Source organism: Pseudomonas sp. Tav-5-1A (assembly GCF_055755055.1).
In genome coordinates, this window is record NZ_CM146901.1 from 6,270,213 (window position 1) to 6,295,136 (window position 24,924).

Here is a 24,924-nt window from a genome sequence, read left to right on the forward strand (position 1 = left end):
TCAGTGCGCCCCTACCGGTTCAACCGCTTCAGGCACTTCGGGCGGCAGCGGCTCGCCCTTGTGGGTGCGGCTGATCAGGGCGATGGTCGAGCCGCAGATCAGCACCGAGCCGATGGCCGCGATCACCGCCACCGGGCCGCCGTGCAGGGCGGTCACCACGTTCTGCTGGGCGGCCATGGCCACCACCACGGGTATATACAGCGCGCCCCAGAAGCCCACGCCCATCTCGCAGTCCTTGCTCAGGCCGCCGCGCCGGGCCATGTACAGGCGCGCGCAGATCAGCAGGATCATGGCGATCCCCACCCCGCCCACGTTGGATTTCACCCCCAGCAGCACCCCGAGCAGGTCGCCCGTGATAACCCCGGCCAGGGTACAGATAGCCAGCAATGCCACACCGTAGATAATCATTGTCGTTGTCCTCGATTGTTGTTTTTGTCGGGCGGTTGCAGATTATTGGGGGCGCCGGGCTTCCTCCTGCATCAATGCCTGCAAGGTATCCAGGCGGGTGCCTTGCCAGGCAACCAGGGTGCCCTCGCTGAACGCGCGGCGGCTGAGGCCGGTGAGCACGGTGCCCGGCGGCATTTCGATGTGCAGGCGCACGCCGCGCTCGAAGGCGGTGCGGGCCAGCGCGCGCCAGTCGACGACACGGCACAGGTTGAAGGCCAGGTCATCGCGCAGCCGCTCGGCCTGCACGATCGGCCGGGCGCTGGTGCTGCTGAGGTAGCGAATGCGGGGCGCCTGCAACTTGACCTGGGCGAACGCCGCGGCTAGCTGCTGCGCCGGTTCTGCCAGCAGCGGGCAGTGCGACGGCACGCTAACGGCCAGCGGCCTGGCCAGCCCGGCGCCCTCGGCCCGGGCCCGGGCAGCCACGGCGGCCATCGCCGCGTCGCTGCCGGCGATCACCAGTTGGTTGTCGGCGTTGATATTGGCCAGGTACACCGGGCCTTCGGCCTCGGCCAGCAACTGTTCGACCCGCGCCAGCTCGAGGCCGACGATGGCGGTCATGCCATAGCCGCGGGGATAAGCGGCCTGCATCAACTCGCCGCGCAGGGCCACCAGGCGCACGGCGTCGGCAAAGTCCAGGGCACCGGCGACCACGGCGGCGGGATAGGCACCGATGGACAAGCCCGCCACGTAGTCGGGCAGCGGGCCGTCCTGCAGCAACAGCCGCGTGCTGGCCACGCCTGCCACCAGCAGGCACAGCTGCACGGCGCGGGTGTGGGCCAAGGCCTGGGCAGTGTCGAGGCCGAGTACGTCCTCGCCCAACGCCGCGCTGGCCTCGTCGAGGCAGGCCTTGATCACGGCGTGATCCGGCAGGCCATGCAACATGCCGGGCTGCTGCGCACCCTGGCCGGGAAACGCCAGCAGGGTGCTCACGAGGCCAGGCTCCAGGGATCACAGACCAGCCGCGCGCCGTCGGCGGCCTTGAGCAGCACCTTGTGGCTGCTGCCGGCCCATTCGCGCAAGGCCACGGCGCCGGCAGGAGTCTGCAATTGCAGGTCTACGGCCGGTTCCAGCACGCTCAACAATCGTCGCGCCGCGCCCCGCGACAGGGCCTGCGGCGTGCGCAGAATCAGGTCCAGGTCGCTACCTTCGTGCAGCGCAGCGCAACCGCTGGCCAGCTCGAACCCGGCGCTGCCGCTCACGCCCCATACCAGGCCGCAGGCATCCAGCCGGGGGCGCAGCCGGTACAGCGCCTGCAGGGCCGGCCAGTCGCGCTGGCCCACGCAATGGGTCAAGGCTTCCGGGCTGACCTGGCTACTGACTGCCGCCAGGGGCATGGTGGTGGCGTAGCGCTGGTCACGACTGATGCCGCGTACGCCCACCGCCACCTGCCCGGCTGCCACGCTGGCGCGACGCACCACCACCGGCTGCCCGTCGGCCAGCGCCGAGGCAGCCCAGGCCGGGGCATCAGCCGGCAGCATGGCCGGCGTCAGGCCCCACAGCAGGTCGTGGGGGCGGATCACTGCCATTGCTCGCGCAGCAGCTGGCGCACCCGCGCCGAGGCCGCCCGGTTCGGCGCCCCGAGGCGGCCGGCAAGGTCGCGGTCATCCGCGCCGATATCCGCCAACGCCTGGGCCAGGCAGGCTTGCACGCGGCTCACGTCGTCGGCCGTGGGTTGCTCGATCTGCGCCACCGACAGGGTTTCCCACAGCAGCCCCAGGCTGGCGTAGCTGTCGATGTCGTAGGCCATGGGCGGCACGCTGGCGGCCAGGGCTTCCAGCGCCTCGACGCTGCGCTGGGTAACCCGCGCCGCCGAGGCCTTGCCCATGGCATGCACCTGCACGCCCGGGTCACGCAACGCGATGAGCCGGTTGGCCTGGTAGCCGTGGGCCAGGAACGCGCCGGACATGGCCTTGCCCACCAGCAGAGCCACCACCGGGTGGCCCGCCAGGCGTGCGCGGGCGTAGGCGTCGGCCGCTCCCGCCAGGGCCTGGTGAATGCCCAGCTCTTCCTCGCGGCGGCCATAGGCCTGGCTGGGCACATCGACGATGGCGACCAGCGCACGCTTGCGCGGCGCATCGCGGTCGGCGCTAATCACCTCGTCCACCGCCTTGGCCAGCCCCCAGCCCTCCAGCAGGCCAACTTCACCCTGGCGGGCGCGGGGGAACGGGTTCTCGGGGTCGGCGACTACCGCGATGAAGCGGGCACTGTCACTGTCGGCGGCCAGGACAGAGTCCGGCAGGCCGGGGACCGGACGGGTGTTGGCCGTAAGGGCAGCAAACCAGCTGGCGCCACGGGCGGAAGCGGGCAGTGGTTGGCTGGCGGGCCGGCGCTCGACCGCCGCCAGCTGTTGCAGGAAGTGCCCGTGCTGCTGGCTACGAAGTTGCGCCGGCACGCCTTGGGCCAGGCAATCGACCACGCTGGCCTGGATCTGCGCCACGTCGTCACGCACGTAGGCATCCGCCAGCCCCTGGTCGAAGCGCTTCTCGCCACCGCACAGGCTCCAGATAAAGGGCCGGTCGCGCGAATCGTATTCGCCGATGCCGGCTTCCTGCTCGATCACCTGCGGGCCGTTGAGCCCCAGGCGCGCCTCGCGGGTCACGATCAAATGGCTGCACAGCCCGGCGGCGATGGACATGCCGCCGAAGCAGCCGACGCTGCCGGCAATTACCCCGATCACCGGCTGGTACTGGCGCAGGTCGACAATGGCGGCGTGGATATCGGCAATCGCCGCCAGGCCCAGGTTGGCTTCCTGCAGGCGCACGCCACCGGTTTCCAGCAGCAGGATGGCAGCCGTGGGAATGCCCTTGCGGTTGTCGGCCGCGGCCAGTTCCAGCGCGCCGGCGATCTTGGCGCCGCTGACCTCGCCCAGGCTGCCGCCCTGGAACGCGCCTTCGATGGCGGCCAGCACCACCGGGCGGCCGTTGACCGTGCCCTTGGCGATGACCGCACCGTCGTCGGCCTGGGGCACCACGCCCTGGCGCGCCAGCCAGGGCGACATGACGCGCTGGAAGGGGTCGATCAGCTCGTGGAAGCTACCCTCGTCCAGCAAGGCCCTGGCCCGCTGGCGGGCGCCGAGTTCGATGAAGCTGTGCTGTTGCAGCAGGCGCGTGGTGTCAGTCATGGCCGATCTCCTCCAGGGCCTGTTCCAGGCGCAGGCGGACCACCCCCGGGGTGGCGCCGAAATCATTGATGTCGATGCGCAGGGCCGGCAGCGCCTGGCCGCTGAACAGCCGGGCGAACAGGTGTTCCCAGCGCTGCGCGGCGCCGTTGACCGAGGTCACCACCTGGATCGCCAGGGTGCCGGCGGTGCCCGGCTCCAGCAGCACTTCCAGGTCGCCCGAGCCTACGCAGCCCACCAGGGCGCGGCCACGGGCCGGTTGCCCGGCGGGGAATTCGAAGTTCAGGGTTTCCATCAGGCAAGGCTCCGTGAATGCTCGCCACGTTCCAGGCGATCGATGAACAGGCAGGCGGCCAGCAGGTCGGCGGCGCCACCTGGCGAGGCGTTGAGGGCCAGCAGTTGCTGGTCCAGTGCATGCAGGCGCCGGCGGCCCGCCAGGGTGGCGCTGCCACCGGCCGCCAGCACGGCTAGCGCGCCTTGCTGCATGGCCGCAAGCCCCTCGGGGCCGGCGCGGTACAGCACGCAGGTGTCGGCCAGGGTGGCCATGATTGCCAGCAGCGCGTCCAGACGCGCGTTCTGCTCGCCATGCCCGGCCAGGCGGCTGGCGCGCAACTGCGGCAGGCCGTGCTGGATGACAGTGGGGAACCCGGCCTGGGCTTCGGCGCGGGCACCGCCGGCGCCATAGCGCTGCTGCACCACTCGGCCGTGGCTCAGGGGTTGCGGCGCCAGGCGGTCCGGCAGGCGCGCCAGGGCGCCGGCGCGGTCGGCCAGCGCGGCCGCCGCCAGGTCGTCGGGCGCCAGTGCGGCCGCAGCCACCAGCAGGCCCAGGGCCCAGATGGCGCCGCGGTGGGTATTGACCCCTGCCGTGGTGCGCAGCATGTCGGCCTCGCCCTCGCGGCCGTGCTGCCCCAGGGCTTCGCGCAGGGGCAGGTCGACGCGGCCAGCCAACAGCGCCGCCCCGGCCATGGCCTGGAACGCCGGCCACAGGGCCAGCGCCGAGGCGTGCATCAGGCCCAGGTGCAGGTCGTCATGGGCGCCGCTGCCACGCCGGTCCACCAAGGCAGGCTTGGGCGACAGGTCGGCTTCGTCGATCAGCGCGTCCACCGCCAGGTCGGCCAGCCGCTCGGCCAGGGTCAGTGCGTTCGGTTGAGCTATGAGCGCATGCATCACCAGCTCCTGAATTTCGCAGGGGGGTTGTAGAGGCCGCCGGACCACTCCACCAGGTCGGCGATGCTCTTGGCCGCCAACCATTCACGGGTGGCGTCGGTGCGGCGGATGCCCAGGTCCTCGGGCAGCGCGATCAGCCCTTCGCGGCGCATGCGCGCGGTGTCGGCCGGGTTGTGGCGCAGGCCGATGGCGGTAACCCCGGCCACGGCAGCGATCATCGCCTGGCGCTCTTCCAGCGAGCGCGCCTTGTACAGGTAGGCAATGCCCTCTTCGGTAAGCAGGTGGGTGACGTCGTCGCCGTAGATCATGATCGGCGCCAGGGCCATGCCGGTCTTCTTCGCCACGTCCACCGCGTCCAGGGTCTCGACGAAGGTCGGTTTGCCGCCCTCCTGGAACGTCTCGACCATCTGCACCACCAGCTTCTGCCCGCGCTCCAGCAAGGTGGCGTTGGCATCGGCGCCAGGGCGGCGCATGTCCAGCCACGCCGGCGTGCCGTGGCGGCGCCCGCGGGGGTCGTGGCCCATGTTCGGCGCGCCGCCGAAGCCGGCCAGGCGCCCGCGGGTGACCGTGGAGGAATGGCCGTCGCCGTCCACCTGCAGGGTCGCGCCGATGAACAGGTCCACGGCGTACTGGCCGGCCAGCTGGCAGAACATGCGGTTGGAGCGCATGGAGCCGTCGCGGCCGGTGAAGAACACGTCTGGCCGGGCGGCGATGTAGTTCTCCATGCCCAGCTCGGTGCCGAAGCAGTGCACGCTCTGCACCCAACCGCTTTCGATGGCCGGGATCAGCGTGGGGTGCGGGTTGAGGGTCCAGTTGCGGCAGATCTTGCCCTTCAGGCCCAGGGACTCGCCGTAGGTGGGCAGGATCAGCTCGATGGCGGCAGTGTTGAAGCCGATGCCGTGGTTCAGCGACTGCACGTTGTGTTTTTCGTAGATGCCGCGGATCGCCATCATCGCCATCAGCACGTGCACCGGCTTGATGTGCCGGGGGTCGCGAGTGAACAGCGGCTCGATGTAGAACGGCCGGTCGGCCACCACCACGAAATCCACCCAGCTGGCCGGGATGTCCACGCGCGGCAGGTCGCTGACATCGTCCACCAGCTGGTTGACCTGGACGATGACGATGCCGTCGCTGAAGGCCGCCGGCTCGATCAGCGCCGGGCTGTCCTCGGTGCTGGCGCCGGTGTAGATGTTGCCTTGGCGGTCGGCCATGAAGCCGGCGGAAAGCACCACGTTGGGGATCAGGTCCACCACCAGCCGCGAGTACAGTTCGATGTAGGTGTGGATGGCGCCGATTTCCAGCAGGCCGTCTTCCAGCAGCTGGCTGATGCGCAGGCTCTGGGTGCCGGCGAAGGAGAAGTCGAGCTTGCGGGCGATGCCCTTTTCGAACAGGTCCAGGTGCTCGGGGCGGCCGACGCTGGGCATGATCATGTGCAGGTCATGCAGCTTGCCGGGGTCGGCCTGGGCCAGGGAGCGCGAGAGAAAGTCCGCCTGCTTCTGGTTGTTGCCTTCCAGCACCACCCGGTCGCCGGGCATCAGCAGCGCTTCCAGCGCGGCGACGATGCCATCAGTGGGCAGCACCACGCCGTCGGCCAGGGCGCTTACCTGCGCCAGGCGCCGCTGCTTCTCGCTGCGCCGCCGCGACCACTGTGGCTCGGGGGTGTTTGTGATTGTCATGGGGCCTCCACGGCGGGGATGTCGTGGGTAGACCTTAGGCGCGCGGGGCGGGGGTATCAATCAAGCAGCGGGTGGAATCATTACCTTGGGGGTAATGATTGTGGGAGCTGGCTTGCCAGCGAGTTTTTGGTGGCCCCGAAAAGCTCGCTGGCAAGCCAGCTCCCACAAGTCACAGGGCGGCGGCATCCAACAGGCGTTCGATGCCGACCAGGTCGGGCACCTTGGCGACTTGTTCGCCGACCTGCACCGCTGCCACTTCCAGGGGCGCCAGCGGCACGTCGACGTAGCTCAGCTGGCTGTCCAATCGGCACGAACGCGGCACGCCCTGCACCAGCAGGCCGATGAAGCGCAGCGGGCTGTCACCCACCGCGTTGAGCACCACGATGCGCGCCTGCGGGCCCACCACTGGCGCCGCGCCGCAGGCGGCTTCGAAGCTCACCAGCGGCAGCACCTGGTTGCGCCAGGTAATGTGCCCCAGGTGCCAGGCCGGGCGGTCGGGGGCTGGCTGGCCGAACTGGTAGCCGATCAGCTCGGCCACCGCCACGTTGGGCAGCACCAGGGTGCGGTCCGCCAGCGGCAGCAGCAGCGCGGTGAGGGTGGTGCGGCGGCCGATGGCACGGTCAAGCATGGCTGCGGCTCCATTGGGCGATGCTGTCGAGCAGCACCGATTCCTGGTACGGCTTGCCCAGGTAGTCGTTGACGCCGATGGCCATGGCTCGCTCGCGGTGCTTCTGGCCGGTGCGCGAAGTAATCATGATGATCGGCAGGTCTTTCAGGCGCGGGTCATGGCGGATCTGCGTGGCCACCTCGAAGCCGTCCATGCGCGGCATCTCGATGTCCAGCAGCAGCACGTCAGGCACGTGTTCCTGCAGCAGGGCCATGGCATCGACGCCGTCCTTGGCCGTCAGCACGGTCATGCCGTGGCGCTCCAGCAGGCGGCTGGTGACCTTGCGTACGGTGACCGAGTCGTCCACCACCATCACCAGCGGTGGCCGGCTGCTGGCGGGCTCCGCCACCGGCAGCGGCGGCTGCACGCTGGCCGGTTGCGCCTGCGACTGGCGCGCATGCGCGGCGCGCACCTGGGCCAGCAGGTCGAGAATCAGCACCACGCGCCCGTCGCCCAGGATGGTGGCGCCGGACAGGCCCTGCACCGCCGCGAACTGCGGCCCCAGGTTCTTCACCACGATTTCCCGGGAACCGGCCAGGGCATCCACCTGCACGGCCATCTGGTGGTCGTGGCCATGGATCAGCAGCACCGGCAACGGTGCGGTCTGGCCCAGCAGGTTGGGCCGCGGCGTGTTGTACAGCAGGTCTCCCAGGTAGCGCAGGTCGTAGCTCTGGCCGCCATAGTGGTAGCGCGGCGGGTCCAGGTGGTAATACTCTTCAAGCTCGGCAGGCATCACCCGCACGATGCCTTCCAGGCCATTGAGCGGCAGCGCGTAGACCTCCTCGGCGCACTGCACCATCAGCGCGCGGTTCACCGACACGCTGAACGGCAGGCGGATCTGGAACCGTGCGCCCTGCCCCGCCCGCGAATCGATGATCATCGAGCCGCCCAGCTGCTTGACCTCCTCGTGCACCACGTCCATGCCCAGGCCGCGCCCGGAAATCTGCGTGACCTTGGCCGCCGTGGAGAACCCCGGTTCGAGAATGAACTGCAACACCTCGTGGTCGCTGATGTCGCTGTCGGCGCTGATCAGCCCACGCTTGACGGCCTTGGCCCGCACCGCGTCCAGCGGCACGCCGGCGCCGTCGTCGCTGAGTTCGATGACGATGTCGCCGCCCTCGTGCAGCAGGTTCAGGCTGATGCGCCCGCGTGCCGGCTTGCCCTTGGCCAGGCGCACCTCGGCCGGTTCCAGGCCATGGTCGACGGCGTTGCGCAGCATATGTTCCAGCGGCGCCAGCATGCGTTCCAGCACGCTGCGGTCCATCTCGCCCTCGGCGTTGCCGACGTCGAACTCGACCTCCTTGCCCAGCTCGCCCGCCACCTGCCGCACCAGCCGCTGCAGGCGTGGCAGCATGCGTTCGAACGGCACCATGCGCGTGCGCATCAGGCCTTCCTGCAGCTCGGTGTTCACCCGCGCCTGCAACTGCAGCAGCTTGTGCGCGTCCTGGTTGCGGGCGGCCAGGGTTTCCTGCAGGTCGAGCAGGTCGGAGGCCGATTCGAACAGCGCCCGCGACAGCTGCTGCAGCTGCGAATGGCGGTCCATCTCCAGTGGGTCGAAGTCTTCGTAGCCCTGGCGCTCGCTGTCGGCGTGCTGCCTGCTGAGGATGCGCCCCTGGGTCTCGGTATCCAGGCGGCGCAGCTGCTCACGCATGCGCTCGATGGTGGTTTCCATTTCACCCAGGGCCACCTGCGCGTCGTTGACCTGCTGTTCGATGCGGCCGCGGAAAATTGAGGTCTCGCCAGCCAGGTTGCCCAGGTCTTCAAGCAGCTCGGCGGCCACCTTGACCATGTCGCCCGGTGCACGTTCCTGCAATGCCGCGGGCGGCTCGGGCAGCAGCACCGCGCGCTCGGGCTGCGGCGTGGCCGGCACCGGGCTGACGAAACCGCGGATGGCGGCGATCAGCGTCGGGTCGGCGTTGACCGGCTGGTGCCGGCGCAGGGCGTCGAGCATGTTGCCCAGGCGGTCGTGGCCGTTCTGCAGCAGGCTGAACAGCGGCGGGCTGGGCGCCAATACGCCGGCGGAGAGGTTTTCGTAGAGGAATTCCAGCTCGTGGGCCAGGTCGCCGATGGGCGCGATCTCGACCATGCGCGCGCCGCCCTTGAGGGTGTGCAGGTCACGCAGCAGGTTTTCGATTTCCAGCGTGTTGCGTGGCTCGGCCTGCCAGCGCTGCAAGGCGGCGCCGGAGCTTTCGACGATGTCGAAGCCTTCTTCGAGGAACACTTCCAGCAGTTCGTTATCACCCGCGCCGGCCGCAGGCTGGCTACTCTCCTCTGGCTCGGGCACGGCAGCGTGGCGGCTTGCGGCCAGGGCCTGCACCAGGTCTTCGGCGCTGCTGGCAGCCTGGCCACGGCGCAGCTGCTCGAGCATGGCCGCCAGCTGTTCGTGGCTGTCCAGCAGCAGCGTGGCCTGGGCTTCGCTGAAGGCCAGGCGGCGCTTGCCGAGGGCCTCGTAGTGCAATTCCAGTTGCTGCGCCAGCTCGTCGATGGCCGCCACGTCGGCCATGCGCGCCGCGCCCTTGAGGGTGTGCAGGTCGCCTTGCAGCGAGGTCAGCGGCGCCAGGTTGTCGGGGTCGGCCAGCCAGCGCTGCAGGGCCTGGTCGGCGCTCTCGAGCAGGTCGGCGCCTTCGTCGAGGAAGAACGCCAGCACGCTGTCATCGGCATGGCTGGCATGCGCCGGCAGTTCCGTGATGCCGTCGGCGCCCACGCGTCCCATGGCGCCGGGGGCCAGGCCCTGCTCCACCAGCGCGTGCAGTGCGCGGATGCGCTCGGGCTGGGGCGTCACGGCCTGGCCGGCGGCCACCTGGTCGAGCATGTCGATCAGGCCGTCATGGGCGCGCTCGGCTTCGTCGAAGAACGCCGCGTTGACGTTGACGCTGCTTTCCTCGGCCGCGCCGTACAGGTCCAGCAGCGCTTCGCACAGCTCGTCCACGTCGGGCAGGTCGGCCCACTGCGCGCCCTCGCCCAGGCGCGTCAGCTCGTCCAGCAGGCGCTCCAGCTCGTTGCGGTCGTTGGGCTGCTGGCGCCAGCGGCGCAGCAGGGTCTCGGTGTCGTAGAGAATGTCCATGGCCTGGCCCAGGAACGCCTGGGTAGCCTGCGGATCGCGCCGCGCCTGGGGCGCATCGCCCAGGGGTGCCAGGCGCTGTTCCAGGTGCGCGCTGGCCTCGGCGGCCAGCGCCGCGGCACCGGGGATTGCCGCCAGCGGCGTGCTGGCCAGCTGGGCCAGCCCGGCGTGCCAACAGGTTACGGCGCGACCGAGCAGGTCCAGTTCCAGCGCGTCCAGGTCCAGCTGGTGTGCCTTGTATTCGCGGGTCAGGGCATCGAGCGGCGTGGCCAGCTCGGCCATGGGCAGCACGCCGGCCATGTAGGCGCTGCCTTTAAGGGTGTGCAGGGCGCGTTGCAGGGGGTCGTCCACGGCCAGCGGCTGGCCGCCGGCAACGGCGAGGAAACGCTCGACGGTGGCCAGGTGGCCCAGGGCTTCGCTGCGGAAGATGTCCAGCAGCTGCGGGTCCAACTCGGCTTCATCGGCCTTGGCACCGGCCAGGGCATGGGCCTGGCCCGCCAGCAGGTCGACCTCGTCGCACTGGCGCTGCCGGTGGCTGGCGAAGTCGGCCGCCAGGCGTGGCAGCAGCGCCTGGGCCTGTTCAAGCAATTGTTGCACCTGGGCCGTGTCGCGCACGCTGTCGTCCAGCACGCGGTTGAGCAGGTTCTCGCAGGCCCAGGCCAGCTCGCCCAGCACCAGCGCGCGGACCATGCGGCCACTGCCCTTGAGCGTATGGAAGGCCCGGCGCAGTTCGGCCAGCGCGCGGCGGTCGGCGTGGTCGGCGGCCCAGCGCGGCAAGTATTCGCGCAGCACCTGCAAGACCTCGTCGGTCTCTTCCAGGAACACTTCGCGCAGCTCATCGTCCACCGGTGGCTCGTCGGCGGGCGGCGGCAGCAGGCTGCCGGGGGCCGACTGCGCCGGCGGGTTGAACGTGGGCACGGGGCTGGCCAGCACCTGGGCCAGGGACTGCGCCACCTGGGGGCTGGCCAGCGGCTGCAGGTCGCGCAGCACCAGGGCCTCGGCGGGGCTCAGCACTTCTTCCAGCACCGGCACGTCCAGCGCCGTAGGCAGGTAGCCCAGCGCGGCCAGGCCCTCCTCGGCCACGTCGAGCACACGCTCGCCCGGCGCCTGGGGGTCGTTGCTCAGGCGCTCAAGGTAATACTCGATGGCGCTCAGGGCATCGGCCAGGTTGTCCATCTGCCGGGCACCGGGCTGCTGCGGGTCGGCCAGCAGGTGCGCCTTGATGTAATCGTTGCAGGTCTCCAGCAGCGCTGCGGCGCGCACCAGCGGGATCATCGCCAGGGCGCCGCGCACCTGGGTGAGCAGCGCCGGCAGGGGTTGCAGGCGCTCGCGGTCGCGGCCCGATTCCAGGTATTCGCTGATCATGTCCTTGGCCTGCTGCAGGCCGAAGCGCGCTTCCTTGATCACCAGTTGGTGGATCTGGGTCAGGTCGGTGCTGGGCAGGTGGCTGTCGTCGGCGCGGCTTGGCTCGTCAGGGCCGACCATGCCCACCAGGGTCGATTCCACGTACAGCAGCGCCCCGGCCACGTCCATCAGCACCGAATCGCTGGGCTCGCGCAGGCCCTGGGCCAGGCCGTGGATCACCGCCATCTGGTCGAGGATGACCTTGCGCGGCTGGCCGAAACCCAGCACCGCCAGGGTGTCAGTGACCTGGCGCAGCGACGGCACCAGGCCATCCAGCGCCGAGACCTGCTGGCGGTCGCCACGCACGAAGTGGTCGAGCTGTTCCTTGACCCGCACCAGCTCCTCGCACAGGGCGCTGACCACCGAACGCAAGGCGTCGGGGTCGGGCACCACCAGTTGCGCTTGCTCCTGGGCCAGGGAGCGCCCAGGCAGCGGCGGCTCGCCCAGCTCATAGGCCTCGCGCAGCACCTGCAGGCGCGGCGACTGGCCGCGGGCGGTGGCCACATAGAACAGCAGGCCCTTGAGGAGTTGCGCCGGCGCGGCCTGGTTGATGCCGGCCACGCCCTCTTCCAGCAGGCGCTTGAGCTCGCGGTCGCACTCCTTGAACAGGCTGTTCAGCGCCGGGCTGGGCAGCACGCTGCCGTGCTGCAAACCCTCCACCAGCGCCGCCGCCACCTGCCACAGGGGGCTGAGCGGCGCACCGTGGCACAGGTTTTCCAGGCGGTCGAACACCCGCGCCATCTGCCCCAGGTGCAGGGCCACTTCCGGCTCGCGCACCAGGCCCACCAGCGCCTGCTGCAGGCTCTGGCGCAGCTTGCGCAGCCATTCGGGCCACTCCGGGCTGTCGAGTTGGGCCAGCTGGTTCACGTCCAGGGCTTCGGGGGTGGGCAGGTCAACGCCGAACAGGCTGTTTTCCGCCAACGGCGCCGCACCACGTGCGCCGCGCAAATCATTGATCAAGGGCAATACCACCAGAGGCAGGTCGCGCCGGGCCAGGTGCACCTGGTCCAGGTAAAGAGGTAATTGGGTGAAGGCCAGCAGCAGCCATTTCACGGCTTCGGCCTGCTGGGTGACGCGGCCGTGGGCCAGGGCCCGGCCCAGGTGTTCGATTTCCTCGGCAAACAGCGCCGCGCCGTAGAACTCGACCATCTGCAGGCTGCCATGCACCTGGTGCAGGTAGCCCAGGCAGCGGCCCATGGCCTCGCCGGCATGGGGTTCGGCGATAAAGGTTTCCAGGGCCGCGCGGGCCTGTGCGAGGGTCTCGGCGATTTCGCCGCGGACCCACTCCAGCGCTACGTAATCGTGGCGGTCAGCCATGGCGCATCCCCTGGTGGTGCCTCAACTCAGCCCGGCTCCCTGGCCTTGGGCAAGGTAAAACCCGACACCGAGCGGCGCATCTCGCTGGCCATGTGGGCCAGGTTGCCGATGCTCTCGGCGGTGGTGGTGGTGCCGGACGAGGTCTGCTCGGTGATCTGCTGGATTACCGACATGGTATGGGAAATCTGCCCGGCCGAGCTGGTCTGCTGCTGCGCGGCGGCGGAAATGGTCTGGATCAACGCCGCCAGGTCCTCGGACACGCCTTCGATCTCCTCCAGCGCCACCCCGGCGTCGTGGGCCAGGCGCGCACCGCGCACCACCTCGAAGGTAGTCTGCTCCATGGAGATGACGGCTTCGTTGGTGTCGGCCTGGATGGCGCGCACCAGCATCTCGATCTGGCGGGTGGCCGACGATGAGCGCTCGGCCAGGCGCTGCACCTCGTCCGCCACCACGGCAAAGCCGCGCCCGGCCTCGCCGGCCATGGACGCCTGGATGGCGGCGTTCAGGGCGAGGATGTTGGTCTGGTCGGCGATGTCGTCGATCAGGCTGACAATGTCACCGATTTCCTGGGAGGACTCGCCCAGGCGCTTGATACGCTTGGACGTGTCCTGGATCTGCTCGCGAATGTTGTCCATGCCGCGGATGGTGTTGTGCACCACTTCGCTGCCCTTGCTGGCGATGGTCACCGAGCGCTCGGCCACCTTGGCCGACTCCCAGGCGTTGGTGGACACCCGGTCGATAGACTCGGCCATGTCGCTGATGGCCATGGACGCCTCGCTGATCTGTTGCGCCTGCATCTCCGAGGCGCGCGCCAGCTGGCGGGCACTGGCCTGGGTGTCCTGCACGGCGGCGGCGACTTCCTCGGCGGTGAGGTTGATGGTGGCCACCAGGTCGCGCAGCTGGTCGATGGAATAATTGATGGAGTCGGCGATGGTGCCGGTGAAATCCTCGGTCACCGAGGCGGTCACGGTCAGGTCGCCGTCGGCCAGGTCCTCGATCTCGTCCAGCAGGCGCATGATCGCCGCCTGGTTGCGTTCGTTCTTCAGCGCGGTTTCGCGCAGCTGGCGGTTGGTCTCGCGCACCATCACCAGGCCGATGAGGATGATCGAGCCCAGGGCCAGCAGGCCCAGCACGTAGCCGCCGACGGTATCCAGGGTGCGGCTGCCGGCCAGGTTCTCGAAGCTGATGGCCAGGTGCGAGGCTTCGTCCAGCAGGGTCTGGGACAGGCCGAAAATGGTGGTGGAGGCCTCGCGCACCTGGAACAGCTGCGGCGAGGTCTCGAGGATTTCGTCCACGGAGCCTGAGACGAATTCGAACAGCTCGGCAATTTCCTTCAGCCGCGCGCGGGCGTCGCGGTCCTGCACCTGGCTGATCTGGATGCTCGGGTCGCCATCGAGCATGCCGCGCAGCACCTGGCCGAAGCGGTTGGCGTCGCGGCCGAAGGACTCGGCAGCCGCCGCTGCCGTCTCGTCACCCGAGAGCACGGTGTTCACCGAGCCCAGGATACGCTCGGCCAGCAGCGACTGGCGCTGGGCCACGGCCACCTGGCTGGCGGGAGCGCCGCGCTGCAGGAGGATTTCCACCACCTTTTCGTATTCCACCTGCAACTGCGGCACCGTCTCACCGAGGGTGGCGGCCACCTGGTGCAGCGACAGCACCGTCTGCTCGCTGGCGAGGATGGCGTCGGTGTTCTTGCGCAGGTTTTCCCAGTCGCGCTGCACCAGGCGCATGTCCTGGTGCACGGCGGCCGGCGCCGGCGGCAGGCCGGTGCTGGTGTCGCCGGACTTGAGCAGGCTCCAGCGGCGATCGAAGTCGTTGCGCGCCTCGGCCAACAGCTTGAACGCCTGGGGCTTGCCGGACGCGGCTTCGGTGGCGTTCTTGGCGATGTTCTGCGACAGCACCCGCAGTTCGCCGGCGTTGCCGATGTACTGCTTGTCGTAGTTGGACTGGGTGTTGAGGTAGGCGAAGTTGGCGAACAGCAGCATGATCGAGACGATCAGGGCGACGAACAGCCCCGCGATCTGCGCGCTGCTGCGCGAGCGCTGTGCCGGTTTGCCAGTGGTGTTTGCCTTGGTCATGGTCAGGCCCCCGCCTGTACTGGGAGCATATCAAAGAGCCACGTTCATGAACCCGGGCAGGTGGGCCAGCGCGAACGGGCTGAACACGTGCCACAGCTGGTCGCGCTGGAAGTGGCCCTGCACGAAGGCCGCCATGCCCGCCGGCAGGTCGCCGGCCACCGACAGGTCGAGGCTGTGCAGCGGAAAATGCTGCAGGCCGCCCACTTCGTCCACCAGCAACCCGGCAATCCATTCGTCACGGTCGATCACCAGCACCCGCCGGTGCTTGTGCACGGCCAGGGGCTCGTGGCCCAGCAGGCCGCTCAGGTCCAGCACCGGCAACAGCCGCCCGCGCACGTTGGCCACGCCCAGCAGCCAGGGCTTCACCCCCGGCACGCGGCTCAGGCGCGGCTCGTGCAGCACTTCGGCCACCTCGCCCATGGGCGCCACGTACCAGTGGCTGCCCAGGCGGAAGCCGATGCCGCTCCAGGTCTGCAGGTGGTTTTCCTGGGACGGCAGCTGCGCCGCCAGCTGCCGGCAGCGCTGGTCGATGTCCAGCAACAGTTCGAAGGCGGTCTGCGCCATGGCCGGCTATCAGCCCGCCAGCACGGCGTTCAGGGTCTTGATCAGGGTTTCTTCTTCCACCGGCTTGGTCAGGTAGTCCTTGGCGCCCTGGCGGGTGCCCCAGACCTTGTCGGTCTCCTGGTCCTTGGTGGTGATGATGATCACCTTGATGTGTGCGGTTTCGGCGTCCTTATGCAGCTGGCGGGTGGCCTGGAAGCCGTTGAGGCCAGGCATGACAATGTCCATCAGCACCGCATCGGGCTTTTCCTGGCGGGCCAGGGCCACGCCATCGGCGCCGTTCTCGGCCTTGAGCACTTCATGACCGTGCTTCTCGAGCATGCTGGTCAGTTTGTACATTTCGGTCGGCGAGTCGTCGACGATCAGAATACGAGCCATGGTGTTCCCCATTTCATTGATTAGTGCGCGGCGGCGAAGCCCGGTACGTGCGCCCTGATGGCGCCCAGCAGTTCTTCCTTGCTGAAGGGCTTGGTCAGGAACTGGTCGGAGCCCACGATGCGCCCGCGGGCCTTGTCGAACAGGCCGTCGCGCGACGACAGCATGATCACCGGGGTGGCCTTGAACGCGCTGTTGTTCTTGATCAGCGCACAGGTCTGGTAACCGTCCAGGCGCGGCATCATGATATCGACAAAGATGATACGCGGATGATTGTCGGCGATCTTGGCCAATGCATCGAAGCCGTCGGTGGCCGTGATGACCTCGCAGCCGACGTTTTCGAGCAGCATCTGGGCGGTGCGACGAATCGTCTTGGAGTCGTCGATGACCATGACCTTGAGCGCTGCGGGGTGCTGTTCCATAAGGGTCTGCTTTGGAAGGCTGAAAAACTGGCCGGGAACCGGCTCCCACATCAACAAGCCTTTTTAGCACACTCGCTCGGTGCATTCCATCAAGCGCCCCCTTGACCCGGCGGCCCGTCGGCGCCACCCTGACGCCACTTTTCAAGACCTGTCCACGGCGGCCCAAGCCGCCCAAAGGAGCTTCCCATGAGCGTACGCCTCGGCATTGTCATGGACCCCATCGCCGAAATCTCCTACAAAAAGGACAGCTCGCTGGCCATGCTGCTGGCTGCCCAGGAGCGCGGCTGGACCCTGTTCCACATGGAAATCCAGGACCTCTACCAGGCCAAGGGCCAGGCCCGCGCGCGCATGCGCCCGCTGAAAGTGTTCGCCAACCCCGAGCACTGGTTCGAGTTCGAATCCGAAGTGGACGCGCCGCTGGCCGACCTCGACGTGATCCTGATGCGCAAGGACCCGCCCTTCGACCTGGAGTTCGTCTACAGCACCTACCTGCTGGAACAGGCCGAGAACGACGGCGTGCTGGTGGTGAACAAGCCGCAATCGCTGCGTGACTGCAACGAGAAAATGTTCGCCACGCTGTTCCCGCAGCTGACCCCGCCGACCATGGTCAGCCGCCGCGCCGACATCCTGCGCGAGTTCGCCGCCGAGCACGGCGACGTCATCCTCAAGCCGCTGGACGGCATGGGTGGCACCTCGATCTTCCGGCACCGCCCGGGCGACCCCAACCTGTCGGTGATCCTCGAGACCCTGACCGCCAACGGCACCCAGCAGATCATGGCCCAGCGCTACCTGCCGGCCATCAAGGACGGCGACAAGCGCATCCTGATGATCGACGGCGAGCCGGTGCCCTACTGCCTGGCGCGCATCCCCGCCGCCGGCGAGACCCGTGGCAACCTGGCCGCCGGTGGCCGTGGCGAAGCGCGCCCGCTGAGCGACAAGGACCGCTGGATCGCCGAGCAGGTCGGCCCTACCCTGCGCGCCAAGGGCCTGCTGTTCGTGGGCCTGGACGTGATCGGTGAAAACCTCACCGAGATCAACGTCACCAGCCCCACCTGCATCCGCGAGATCGACGCTGCGTTCGGCACCAACATCGGCGGCCAGCTGATGGACGCCATCGATCGCAAGCTCAAGGCCCGCTGAGCGACAAGCCGGGGGTTTTTCCGCCCAGTGCGTTATGATGCACGCCCTTTTTCAGCTGTGGGGCGTGCGCTGGCGGACTGACCCCCGCGCCGCATGACTGCCGGATACCCGATGACTGCCGTAACCGATCTTCCTGCCAAGTATTCCCGTGCTTCCGTGCGCCCGGCGGACCGGCTCGGCTTCACCCTGTTCGTCGCCGCCCTGCTGCACGTGGCGGTGATCCTGGGTGTGAGCTTCACCATGGTCAAGCCTGCGGAAATCCGCCAGACCCTGGAAATCACCCTGTCCACCTTCAAGGACGCCAAGGCGCCGAAGAAGGCCGACTACCTGGCCCAGGACAACCAGCAAGGCAGCGGCACCCTGGACAAGAAGGCACTGCCCAAGACCACCGAGGTGGCGCCGTTCCAGGACAACGTCATCAACAAGGTCACCCCGCCGCCCGTGGCCAAGCCCGAGGTCAAGCCCGAGACCGCGCCGGTGAAGAAGGCCGTGACCACCGTGGCGCCCAAGCCGCAGAAGGTCGACACCCGTCGCGACGCAGTCAAGCAGGAAGCCCAGCCGCAAAAGGCCACCCCCGACTTCGACAGCACCAAGCTGTCCAGCGAGATCTCCAGCCTGGAGGCCGAGCTGGCCCACGAGCAGCAGCTGTACGCCAAGCGGCCGCGCATCCACCGCCTGACGGCCGCCTCGACCATGCATGACAAGGGTGCCTGGTACAAGGACGACTGGCGCAAGAAGGTCGAGCGCATCGGCAACCTCAACTACCCCGAGGAAGCCCGCCGCCAGCAGATCTACGGCAGCCTGCGGCTGATGGTCTCGATCAACAGCGACGGCTCGCTGTACGACGTGATGGTGCTGGAGTCCTCCGGCCAGCCGCTGCTGGACCAGGCCGCCCAGCGCATCGTGCGCCTGGCCGCGCCGTTCGCGCCGTTCACCGGCGACCTGTCGGACGTCGACCGCCTGGAAATCATCCGTACCTGGCGCTTTGCCAAGGGCGATCGTCTTTCCAGCAACTGATTGGCACGAAAACAGTCTTGAAAGTCGGCTTGTCAGCCCGCCTGGGCGGCGCCACACTACAGGCCATGAAGAACGTCGATCCGAGTTACCTCAAGCATCAATTCCTGATCGCCATGCCCCACATGGCGGACCCGAACTTTGCGCAGACCTTGACCTACATCGTCGAGCACACGGCCAATGGCGCCATGGGTCTGGTGGTCAACCGGCCCCAGGAACTGAACCTGGCCGATATCCTCGAGCAACTGCGCCCGGACGTCGACCCGCCCGCCAGCTGCCAGCACATCCCCATCTACAGCGGCGGCCCGGTGCAGACCGACCGCGGCTTCGTGCTGCACCCCAGCGGCCCGACCTACCAGGCCACCGTGGACCTGGGCGGCATCTCACTGTCCACCTCCCAGGACGTGCTGTTCGCCATCGCCGACGGCCTGGGGCCCAAGCAGAGCCTGATCACCCTCGGCTACGCCGGCTGGGAAGCCGGGCAGCTTGAAGCCGAACTGGCCGAGAACGCCTGGCTGACCTGCCCGTTCGACGCCGACATCCTGTTCGGCATGGAAAGCGAGCAGCGCCTGAGCGCCGCCGCTGCCCTGCTGGGGGTCAACCTCAGCCTGCTGACCAACCAGGCGGGGCACGCCTGATGGCCCAGGTTCGTCTATTGCTGGGCTTCGACTACGGCACCAAGCAGATCGGCGTCGCCGTGGGCCAGGTCATCACCGGCCAGGCCCGCGAGCTGTGCACCCTCAAGGCCCAGAACGGCGTGCCCGACTGGAACCAGGTGGAAGCCCTGATCAAGGAGTGGAAGCCCGACGCCATTGTCGTCGGCCTGCCCCTGAACATGGACGGCACCCCCAGCGAGATGTGCGAGCGCGCCGAGAAGTTCGCCCGCCGCCTCAACGGCCGCTACAACCTACCGGTGCACACCCACGACGAGCGCCTGACCACCTTCGAGGCCAAAGGCCAGCGCCGCGACCGTGGTGGCCAGAAAGGCAGCTACCGCGACAACCCGGTGGACGCCATCGCCGCGGCGTTGCTGCTGCAGGGTTGGCTGGAGGAGCACGCCGGCCAGTTCGGTGCCTGAACATCCCCGTTGCACCGCCGGGCGCGCGCCGCCCGGTCTCTCAAGGAGCAAGTCATGAGCCTTCCAAACCCCGCCCAGCTGATCAGCCAGATGGCGGCCGACCTCACGGCGCACCTGGCCCGGCGCAACATCGCCGAGCCGCGCTTCATCGGCATCCGCACCGGCGGCGTGTGGGTGGCCCAGGCCCTGCTGCACGCCCTGGGCAAGGACGCGCCGCTGGGCACCCTCGACGTGTCCTTCTACCGCGACGACTTCAGCCAGAACGGCCTGCACCCGCAAGTGCGCCCTTCGGACCTGCCGTTCGAGATCGAAGGCCAGCACCTGGTGCTGGTGGATGACGTGTTGATGAGCGGCCGCACCGTGCGCGCCGCCCTCAACGAGCTGTTCGACTACGGCCGCCCGGCCAGCGTGACCCTGGTCAGCCTGCTGGACCTGGACGCCGGCGAGCTGCCGATTCGCCCCAACGTCGTCGGCGCCACCCTGTCGCTGGCACCGCACGAACGGATCAAACTGACCGGGCCCGCCCCGCTCGCCCTCGAGCGCCAGGACCTCGCCTCCGCCCTTTGAGAGTTCCCGTGATGACGCCTATCGACGCCAAGCGCCCGCTGCAGCTCAACGACCAGGGCCAGCTGCGCCATTTCCTTTCGCTCGACGGCCTGCCCCGCGAGTTGCTGACCGAGATCCTCGACACCGCCGATTCGTTCCTGGAAGTGGGCGCGCGGGCGGTCAAGAAGGTCCCGCTGCTGCGCGGCAAGACCGTGTGCAACGTGTTCTTCGAGAACTCCACGCGCACCCGCACCACGTTCGAGCTGGCGGCCCAGCGGCTGTCGGCGGACGTCATTACCCTGAACGTGTCCACCTCCTCCACCAGCAAGGGCGAGACACTGTTCGACACCCTGCGCAACCTGGAGGCCATGGCCGCCGACATGTTCGTGGTGCGCCACGCCGATTCCGGCGCCGCGCACTTCATCGCCGAGCACGTGTGCCCGGAGGTGGCGATCATCAACGGCGGCGACGGCCGCCACGCGCACCCTACCCAGGGCATGCTCGACATGCTGACCATCCGCCGGCACAAAGGCGGCTTCGAGCATCTGTCGGTGGCGATCGTCGGCGATATCCTGCATTCGCGGGTAGCGCGTTCGAACATGATCGCGCTCAAGGCCCTGGGCTGCCCGGACATCCGCGTGGTGGCGCCCAAGACCCTGCTGCCGGTTGGCGTGGAACAGTACGGCGTCAAGGTGTACACCGACCTGGCGCAGGGCCTCAAGGACGTCGACGTGGTGATCATGCTGCGCCTGCAGCGCGAGCGCATGGCCGGCGGCCTGCTGCCCAGCGAGGGTGAGTTCTACCGCCTGTTCGGCCTGACCACCGCGCGCCTGGCCGGCGCCAAGCCCGATTGCATCGTGATGCACCCCGGGCCGATCAACCGCGGCGTGGAGATCGAATCGGCGGTGGCCGACGGCGCCCACTCGGTCATCCTCAACCAGGTCACCTATGGCATCGCCGTGCGCATGGCCGTGCTGTCCATGGCCATGAGTGGCCAGAATGCCCAGCGTCAACTCGACCAGGAGAACGCCCAGTGAGCCTCAGTATCCTCGGCGCTCGCGTCATCGACCCGGCTACCGGCCTGGACCAGGTCAGCGACCTGCACATCAGCGAAGGCAAGCTGCTGGCCATGGGCGCCGCGCCCGCAGGCTTCGTGCCCAGCCAGACCCTGGAGGCCAACGGCCTGATCGCCGCCCCTGGCCTGGTGGACCTGAGCGTGGCCCTGCGCGAGCCGGGCTACAGCCGCAAGGGCACCATTGCCAGCGAAACCCGCGCCGCCGCTGCCGGTGGCGTCACCAGCCTGTGCTGCCCACCGCGCACCAAGCCGGTGCTGGACACCTCGGCGGTGGCCGAGCTGATACTGGACCGCGCCCGCGAGGCCGGCCACACCAAGGTGTTCCCCATCGGCGCCCTGAGCAAGGGCCTGGAAGGCGAACAGCTGGCCGAGCTTGTGGCGTTGCGTGACGCCGGTTGCGTGGCCTTCGGCAACGGCCTGGCAAGCTTCCAGAACACCCGCACCCTGTGCCGGGCGCTGGAATACGCCGCCACCTTCGACCTGACCGTGGTGTTCCACTCCCAGGACCGCGACCTGGCCCAGGGTGGCCTGGCCCACGAAGGTCCCACCGCCAGCTTCCTGGGCCTGGCCGGTATTCCGGAAACCGCCGAGACCGTGGCCCTGGCCCGCGACCTGCTGCTGGTGGAACAGAGCGGCGTGCGCGCGCACTTCAGCCAGCTGACCAGCGCCCGTGGCGTGGAGCTGATTGCCCAGGCCCAGGCCCGTGGTCTGCCGGTGACGGCGGATGTGGCGCTGTACCAGTTGATCCTCACCGACGAGGCGCTGATCGACTTCTCCAGCCTGTACCACGTGCAGCCGCCGCTGCGCACCCGCGCCGATCGCGACGCCTTGCGTGAGGGGGTGAAGTGCGGCGTGATCCAGGCCATTTCCAGCCATCACCAGCCCCACGAGCGCGACGCCAAGCTGGCGCCGTTCGGGGCCACCGAGCCGGGCATCAGCAGCGTCGAGCTGCTGCTGCCACTGGCGCTGACCCTGGTGGAAGATGGCCTGCTGGACCTGCCCACCCTGCTGGCACGCCTGAGCAGCGGCCCGGCCGCGGCCCTGCGCCTGCCGGTAGGCGAATTGAAAGTGGGTGGCCCGGCCGACCTGGTGCTGTTCGCCCGCAACGTCTCCACCGTGGCGGGCGAGCGCTGGCTGTCCAAGGGCGACAACTGCCCGTTCATCGGCCACACCCTGCCGGGCGTGGTGCGCTACACCCTGGTGGACGGCCATATCGCCCACAACGGCTGACGCAAATCCCTGTAGCAGCGGCCGCCAGGCCGCGTCCCCAGGCGCCGCTGCTTACCGGTTCTGCGCGTTCTTCAGGGAAATCTGGTCATTCAAGGTCCAGAAGTCATACAGCACGCCAATCAGGAAGAACCCGCCCGTGAGCAGGTAGATCAGGCCACTGATCCATTTGCCCTGGTACATGCGATGCACCCCGAACACCCCCAGGAAGGTCAGCAGGATCCAGGCCACGCTGTAGTCGGTGGGGCCGGCGAAGAAACGCATGTCCGCCTCGCGGTCCATCCCCGGTATCAGGAACAGGTCGATCAGCCAGCCAATGCCGAACAGGCCGAAGGTGAAGAACCACAACGTGCCGGTGATCGGCTTGCCGTAATAGAAGCGATGCGACCCGGTAAAACCGAAAATCCACAACAGGTAACCCAGCACCACGCTGTGGGTGTCCTGGTACTGGCTGTCTTGCTGATAGCTGTTCATGAGCGGCTTCGTACCCTCTGATAATTAAATTTTCTAAACATTTATGTGACTTTTTTGTCCCGTGCCGACGTGTGGTTGTGTGACCACCGAGTCGAGCAAACCCTTGCCCCGCCTGACTTCCACGCAAAAATTGTGGGAATTTGCCGTAGATTGATCACTTTTCGATCAGGATCACTGCCGACCAGCGGGTTAAAAACTGATCAAAAAGCTGTTATAAAGTTGCGCGCTTACCCACAAGAGCCTTGCCGAATGCGTCCATTTTTGAAGACATGGCTAACCATTTGCCTTTTATTGCCACTGGCCGCCCACGCCACCAATCGTGAGCAACGACTACCCGCCGGCTTCACCGGCCACGCTGCCAAGACCGGCGCAGCAGAACATACATCCACCCCGGTAGAACGTACCGAGGTGCTGGCCAGCAAATCCACCAGCCGCAGCAAGAAGCAGTCGGGGCGCAACCGCCACGGCCGCAACAGCGGCAGCAGCAACAGCCCGGCGGCCAAGGCCGTGGCCCAGATGTCGCCCAAGCAGAGCAGCGAAGTGCTGTCGCGCGCGGTGAACGTCCTGGGTACTCCCTATCGTTGGGGCGGCAGCAGCCCAAGTAAAGGGTTCGATTGCAGCGGGCTGGTGAAATACGCCTTCAACGACGTGCATGCGGTGGACCTGCCGCGCACTTCCAACGCCATGGCCGCCGGCCACGGCCAGAAGGTGGACCAGAAGGACCTGAAGCCGGGCGACCTGCTGTTCTTCAACATCAAGAGCCGCCGGGTCAACCACGTGGCCATCTACCTGGGCAACGATCGCTTCATCCACGCGCCGCGTCGCGGCAAGTCGGTGACCATCGATACCCTGAACAAGCCGTACTGGCAGGAACACTACGTTGTTGCCAAGCGCGTCCTGCCAAAGGACCAGGCCATGCGCGTGGTCCAGCGCTGATTCACCGTGACCCTGGCGTCGGGCCCCGTTCCGGCGCCAGGTTCAACTCCCCCCTGGGCTCTGCGCCCGTGCTCGACTCCAGCTTGATCATCAACCGCAGGTCGTTCGCCGAATCGGCATACGCCAGCGCGTCCTCGTAGCTGATCGCCTTCTCACGGTACAACTCGTACAACGCCTGGTCCAGGGTACGCATGCCCTGGTCGTTGGTGCGGCGCATCAGGGTTTTCAGGCCCGGCACCTCGCCCCGGCGGATGCGGTCGGCCATCAGCGGCGTATTCACCAGGATTTCGACCACGGCACGCCGACTAGTTCCATCCGGGGTGGGCACCAGTTGCTGGGCGATGATGGCGCGCAGGTTCAGCGACAGCTCCATCCACACCTGGGTGTGGCGGTCCTGGGGGAAGAAGCTGATCACCCGCTCCAGCGCCTGGTCGGCGTTGGAGGCATGCAGGGTGGCCACGCACAGGTGGCCGGTTTCGGCGAAGCTCAGGGCCTGGCCCATGGTCTCGCGGCTGCGCACCTCGCCGATCATGATCACGTCCGGAGCCTGGCGCAGGGTGTTGCGCAGCGCCACTTCGAACGAGTCGGTGTCGATGCCCACCTCGCGCTGGGTGACGATGCAGTTCTGGTGTTCATGGAGGAACTCGATGGGGTCCTCGATGGTGATGATGTGGCCGCTGCTGTGCTTGCTGCGGTGGTCGATCATCGCCGCCAGGGTCGAGGACTTGCCGGTGCCAGTGGCGCCCACCACCAGCACCAGGCCGCGCTTGAGCATGGCCAGGCCCTTGAGGGTGTCGGGCAGTTTCAGCTCATCGAAGGTGGGAATGCGGCTTTCGATGCGGCGGATGACCATGGCCGGCAGGCTGCGCTGGCAGAACGCGCTGACGCGGAAGCGGCCGATGTCGCGGGCGTGGATGGCGAAGTTGCACTCGCGGTGCTCGGCGAACTCCAGCCGCTGGGGCTCGCTCATCAGCCCCAGCACGGCCTCGCGCACCTGCTCGGGGCTCATGGCGTTCTTGGTGACCGGCATGATCTTGCCGTGCACCTTGAGCGAGGGTGGCAGGCCTGGCGTGATGAAAAGGTCGGAACCGGCCTTGTCGACCATCAGTTTCAACAGCCTTTCGAACTCCATGGCCTACAC

The 24,924-nt window shown here is 68.1% G+C and carries 23 protein-coding genes and 1 pseudogene; 8 read left to right on the forward strand and 16 right to left on the reverse strand.

What is annotated here, in order from left to right; translation table 11 throughout:
* The 14 genes and pseudogenes from madL to pilG all read right to left on the reverse strand — a co-directional run bounded on the left by madL (position 1) and on the right by pilG (position 16,293).
* Positions 1 to 408, reverse strand: coding sequence for a malonate transporter subunit MadL (gene madL / locus AC0J42_RS28985; protein ID WP_416427325.1), 408 nt, complete (start codon positions 406 to 408; stop codon positions 1 to 3).
* Positions 409 to 450: 42 nt separating this feature from the next.
* A complete protein-coding gene (mdcH, locus tag AC0J42_RS28990; protein WP_473004759.1) occupies positions 451 to 1,377 on the reverse strand; it encodes a malonate decarboxylase subunit epsilon in 927 nt (308 codons plus the stop codon).
* Positions 1,374 to 1,973 carry a malonate decarboxylase holo-ACP synthase gene (locus AC0J42_RS28995; protein ID WP_416427327.1) on the reverse strand — a complete coding sequence of 200 codons (600 nt, stop codon included), beginning with the start codon at positions 1,971 to 1,973 and terminating at the stop codon, positions 1,374 to 1,376. Before AC0J42_RS28995 ends, mdcH begins: the two co-directional genes overlap by 4 nt.
* Positions 1,964 to 2,755 (reverse strand): biotin-independent malonate decarboxylase subunit gamma, encoded by a 792-nt coding sequence (gene mdcE / locus AC0J42_RS29000; RefSeq protein WP_473006912.1) that lies wholly within the window; start codon positions 2,753 to 2,755, stop codon positions 1,964 to 1,966. Before mdcE ends, AC0J42_RS28995 begins: the two co-directional genes overlap by 10 nt.
* Positions 2,756 to 3,568: pseudogene (locus tag AC0J42_RS29005) on the reverse strand (biotin-independent malonate decarboxylase subunit beta); the annotation flags it as partial. It abuts the gene before it with no gap.
* Positions 3,561 to 3,860, reverse strand: coding sequence for a malonate decarboxylase subunit delta (locus AC0J42_RS29010; RefSeq protein WP_416427328.1), 300 nt, complete (start codon positions 3,858 to 3,860; stop codon positions 3,561 to 3,563). The gene AC0J42_RS29010 and the pseudogene AC0J42_RS29005, both read right to left, overlap by 8 nt.
* Positions 3,860 to 4,732, reverse strand: coding sequence for a triphosphoribosyl-dephospho-CoA synthase (locus AC0J42_RS29015; protein WP_473004760.1), 873 nt, complete (start codon positions 4,730 to 4,732; stop codon positions 3,860 to 3,862). Before AC0J42_RS29015 ends, AC0J42_RS29010 begins: the two co-directional genes overlap by 1 nt.
* Positions 4,732 to 6,408, reverse strand: a complete 1,677-nt coding sequence (gene mdcA / locus AC0J42_RS29020) for a malonate decarboxylase subunit alpha (protein ID WP_416427330.1) — start codon at positions 6,406 to 6,408, stop codon at positions 4,732 to 4,734. Before mdcA ends, AC0J42_RS29015 begins: the two co-directional genes overlap by 1 nt.
* Positions 6,409 to 6,577: 169 nt before the next feature.
* On the reverse strand, positions 6,578 to 7,036 hold the full coding sequence (locus tag AC0J42_RS29025) for a chemotaxis protein CheW (RefSeq protein WP_473004762.1): 459 nt from the start codon (positions 7,034 to 7,036) through the stop codon (positions 6,578 to 6,580).
* Complete coding sequence (locus AC0J42_RS29030; RefSeq protein WP_473004763.1) at positions 7,029 to 12,857, reverse strand: hybrid sensor histidine kinase/response regulator; 5,829 nt, start codon at positions 12,855 to 12,857, stop codon at positions 7,029 to 7,031. Before AC0J42_RS29030 ends, AC0J42_RS29025 begins: the two co-directional genes overlap by 8 nt.
* A gap of 26 nt (positions 12,858 to 12,883) precedes the next feature.
* Positions 12,884 to 14,935 carry a methyl-accepting chemotaxis protein gene (locus tag AC0J42_RS29035; RefSeq protein ID WP_416427334.1) on the reverse strand — a complete coding sequence of 684 codons (2,052 nt, stop codon included), beginning with the start codon at positions 14,933 to 14,935 and terminating at the stop codon, positions 12,884 to 12,886.
* 30 nt (positions 14,936 to 14,965) lie between these two features.
* The gene (locus AC0J42_RS29040; protein WP_416427335.1) at positions 14,966 to 15,499 is read right to left on the reverse strand and encodes a chemotaxis protein CheW; all 534 of its coding nucleotides are present in this window, start codon (positions 15,497 to 15,499) and stop codon (positions 14,966 to 14,968) included.
* A gap of 9 nt (positions 15,500 to 15,508) precedes the next feature.
* The gene (pilH, locus tag AC0J42_RS29045) at positions 15,509 to 15,874 is read right to left on the reverse strand and encodes a twitching motility response regulator PilH (RefSeq protein WP_416427336.1); all 366 of its coding nucleotides are present in this window, start codon (positions 15,872 to 15,874) and stop codon (positions 15,509 to 15,511) included.
* Positions 15,875 to 15,894: 20 nt separating this feature from the next.
* On the reverse strand, positions 15,895 to 16,293 hold the full coding sequence (gene pilG, locus AC0J42_RS29050; RefSeq protein ID WP_416427337.1) for a twitching motility response regulator PilG: 399 nt from the start codon (positions 16,291 to 16,293) through the stop codon (positions 15,895 to 15,897).
* A 186-nt stretch (positions 16,294 to 16,479) separates the two neighbouring features.
* Between pilG and gshB the strand changes: the two genes are divergently transcribed.
* The 7 genes from gshB (at position 16,480) to AC0J42_RS29085 (ending at position 22,376) form a co-directional block, all read left to right on the forward strand.
* Complete coding sequence (gshB, locus tag AC0J42_RS29055) at positions 16,480 to 17,433, forward strand: glutathione synthase (protein WP_416427338.1); 954 nt, start codon at positions 16,480 to 16,482, stop codon at positions 17,431 to 17,433.
* A 111-nt stretch (positions 17,434 to 17,544) separates the two neighbouring features.
* Positions 17,545 to 18,450: an energy transducer TonB gene (locus AC0J42_RS29060; RefSeq protein ID WP_416427339.1), complete on the forward strand. Its 906-nt coding sequence runs from the start codon at positions 17,545 to 17,547 to the stop codon at positions 18,448 to 18,450.
* A 65-nt stretch (positions 18,451 to 18,515) separates the two neighbouring features.
* On the forward strand, positions 18,516 to 19,085 hold the full coding sequence (locus AC0J42_RS29065; RefSeq protein WP_416427489.1) for a YqgE/AlgH family protein: 570 nt from the start codon (positions 18,516 to 18,518) through the stop codon (positions 19,083 to 19,085).
* A complete protein-coding gene (gene ruvX, locus AC0J42_RS29070; protein ID WP_416427340.1) occupies positions 19,085 to 19,525 on the forward strand; it encodes a Holliday junction resolvase RuvX in 441 nt (146 codons plus the stop codon). Before AC0J42_RS29065 ends, ruvX begins: the two co-directional genes overlap by 1 nt.
* Before the next feature lie 54 nt (positions 19,526 to 19,579).
* Positions 19,580 to 20,092, forward strand: coding sequence for a bifunctional pyr operon transcriptional regulator/uracil phosphoribosyltransferase PyrR (gene pyrR, locus AC0J42_RS29075; protein ID WP_473004766.1), 513 nt, complete (start codon positions 19,580 to 19,582; stop codon positions 20,090 to 20,092).
* Positions 20,093 to 20,103: 11 nt separating this feature from the next.
* Positions 20,104 to 21,108: an aspartate carbamoyltransferase catalytic subunit gene (locus tag AC0J42_RS29080; RefSeq protein ID WP_473006913.1), complete on the forward strand. Its 1,005-nt coding sequence runs from the start codon at positions 20,104 to 20,106 to the stop codon at positions 21,106 to 21,108.
* A complete protein-coding gene (locus AC0J42_RS29085) occupies positions 21,105 to 22,376 on the forward strand; it encodes a dihydroorotase (protein ID WP_473004767.1) in 1,272 nt (423 codons plus the stop codon). Before AC0J42_RS29080 ends, AC0J42_RS29085 begins: the two co-directional genes overlap by 4 nt.
* Positions 22,377 to 22,427: 51 nt before the next feature.
* Here the strand turns inward: AC0J42_RS29085 and AC0J42_RS29090 are convergent, their stop codons facing one another.
* The gene (locus AC0J42_RS29090; RefSeq protein WP_416427344.1) at positions 22,428 to 22,847 is read right to left on the reverse strand and encodes an NINE protein; all 420 of its coding nucleotides are present in this window, start codon (positions 22,845 to 22,847) and stop codon (positions 22,428 to 22,430) included.
* Between the two features lie 249 nt (positions 22,848 to 23,096).
* Here AC0J42_RS29090 and AC0J42_RS29095 point away from each other — a divergent pair, with 249 nt between their 5' ends.
* Positions 23,097 to 23,783, forward strand: coding sequence for a C40 family peptidase (locus AC0J42_RS29095; protein WP_416427345.1), 687 nt, complete (start codon positions 23,097 to 23,099; stop codon positions 23,781 to 23,783).
* A 1-nt stretch (position 23,784) separates the two neighbouring features.
* Here the strand turns inward: AC0J42_RS29095 and AC0J42_RS29100 are convergent, their stop codons facing one another.
* Positions 23,785 to 24,915 (reverse strand): PilT/PilU family type 4a pilus ATPase, encoded by a 1,131-nt coding sequence (locus tag AC0J42_RS29100; protein ID WP_473004768.1) that lies wholly within the window; start codon positions 24,913 to 24,915, stop codon positions 23,785 to 23,787.
* Between the last annotated feature and the right edge of the window lie 9 nt (positions 24,916 to 24,924).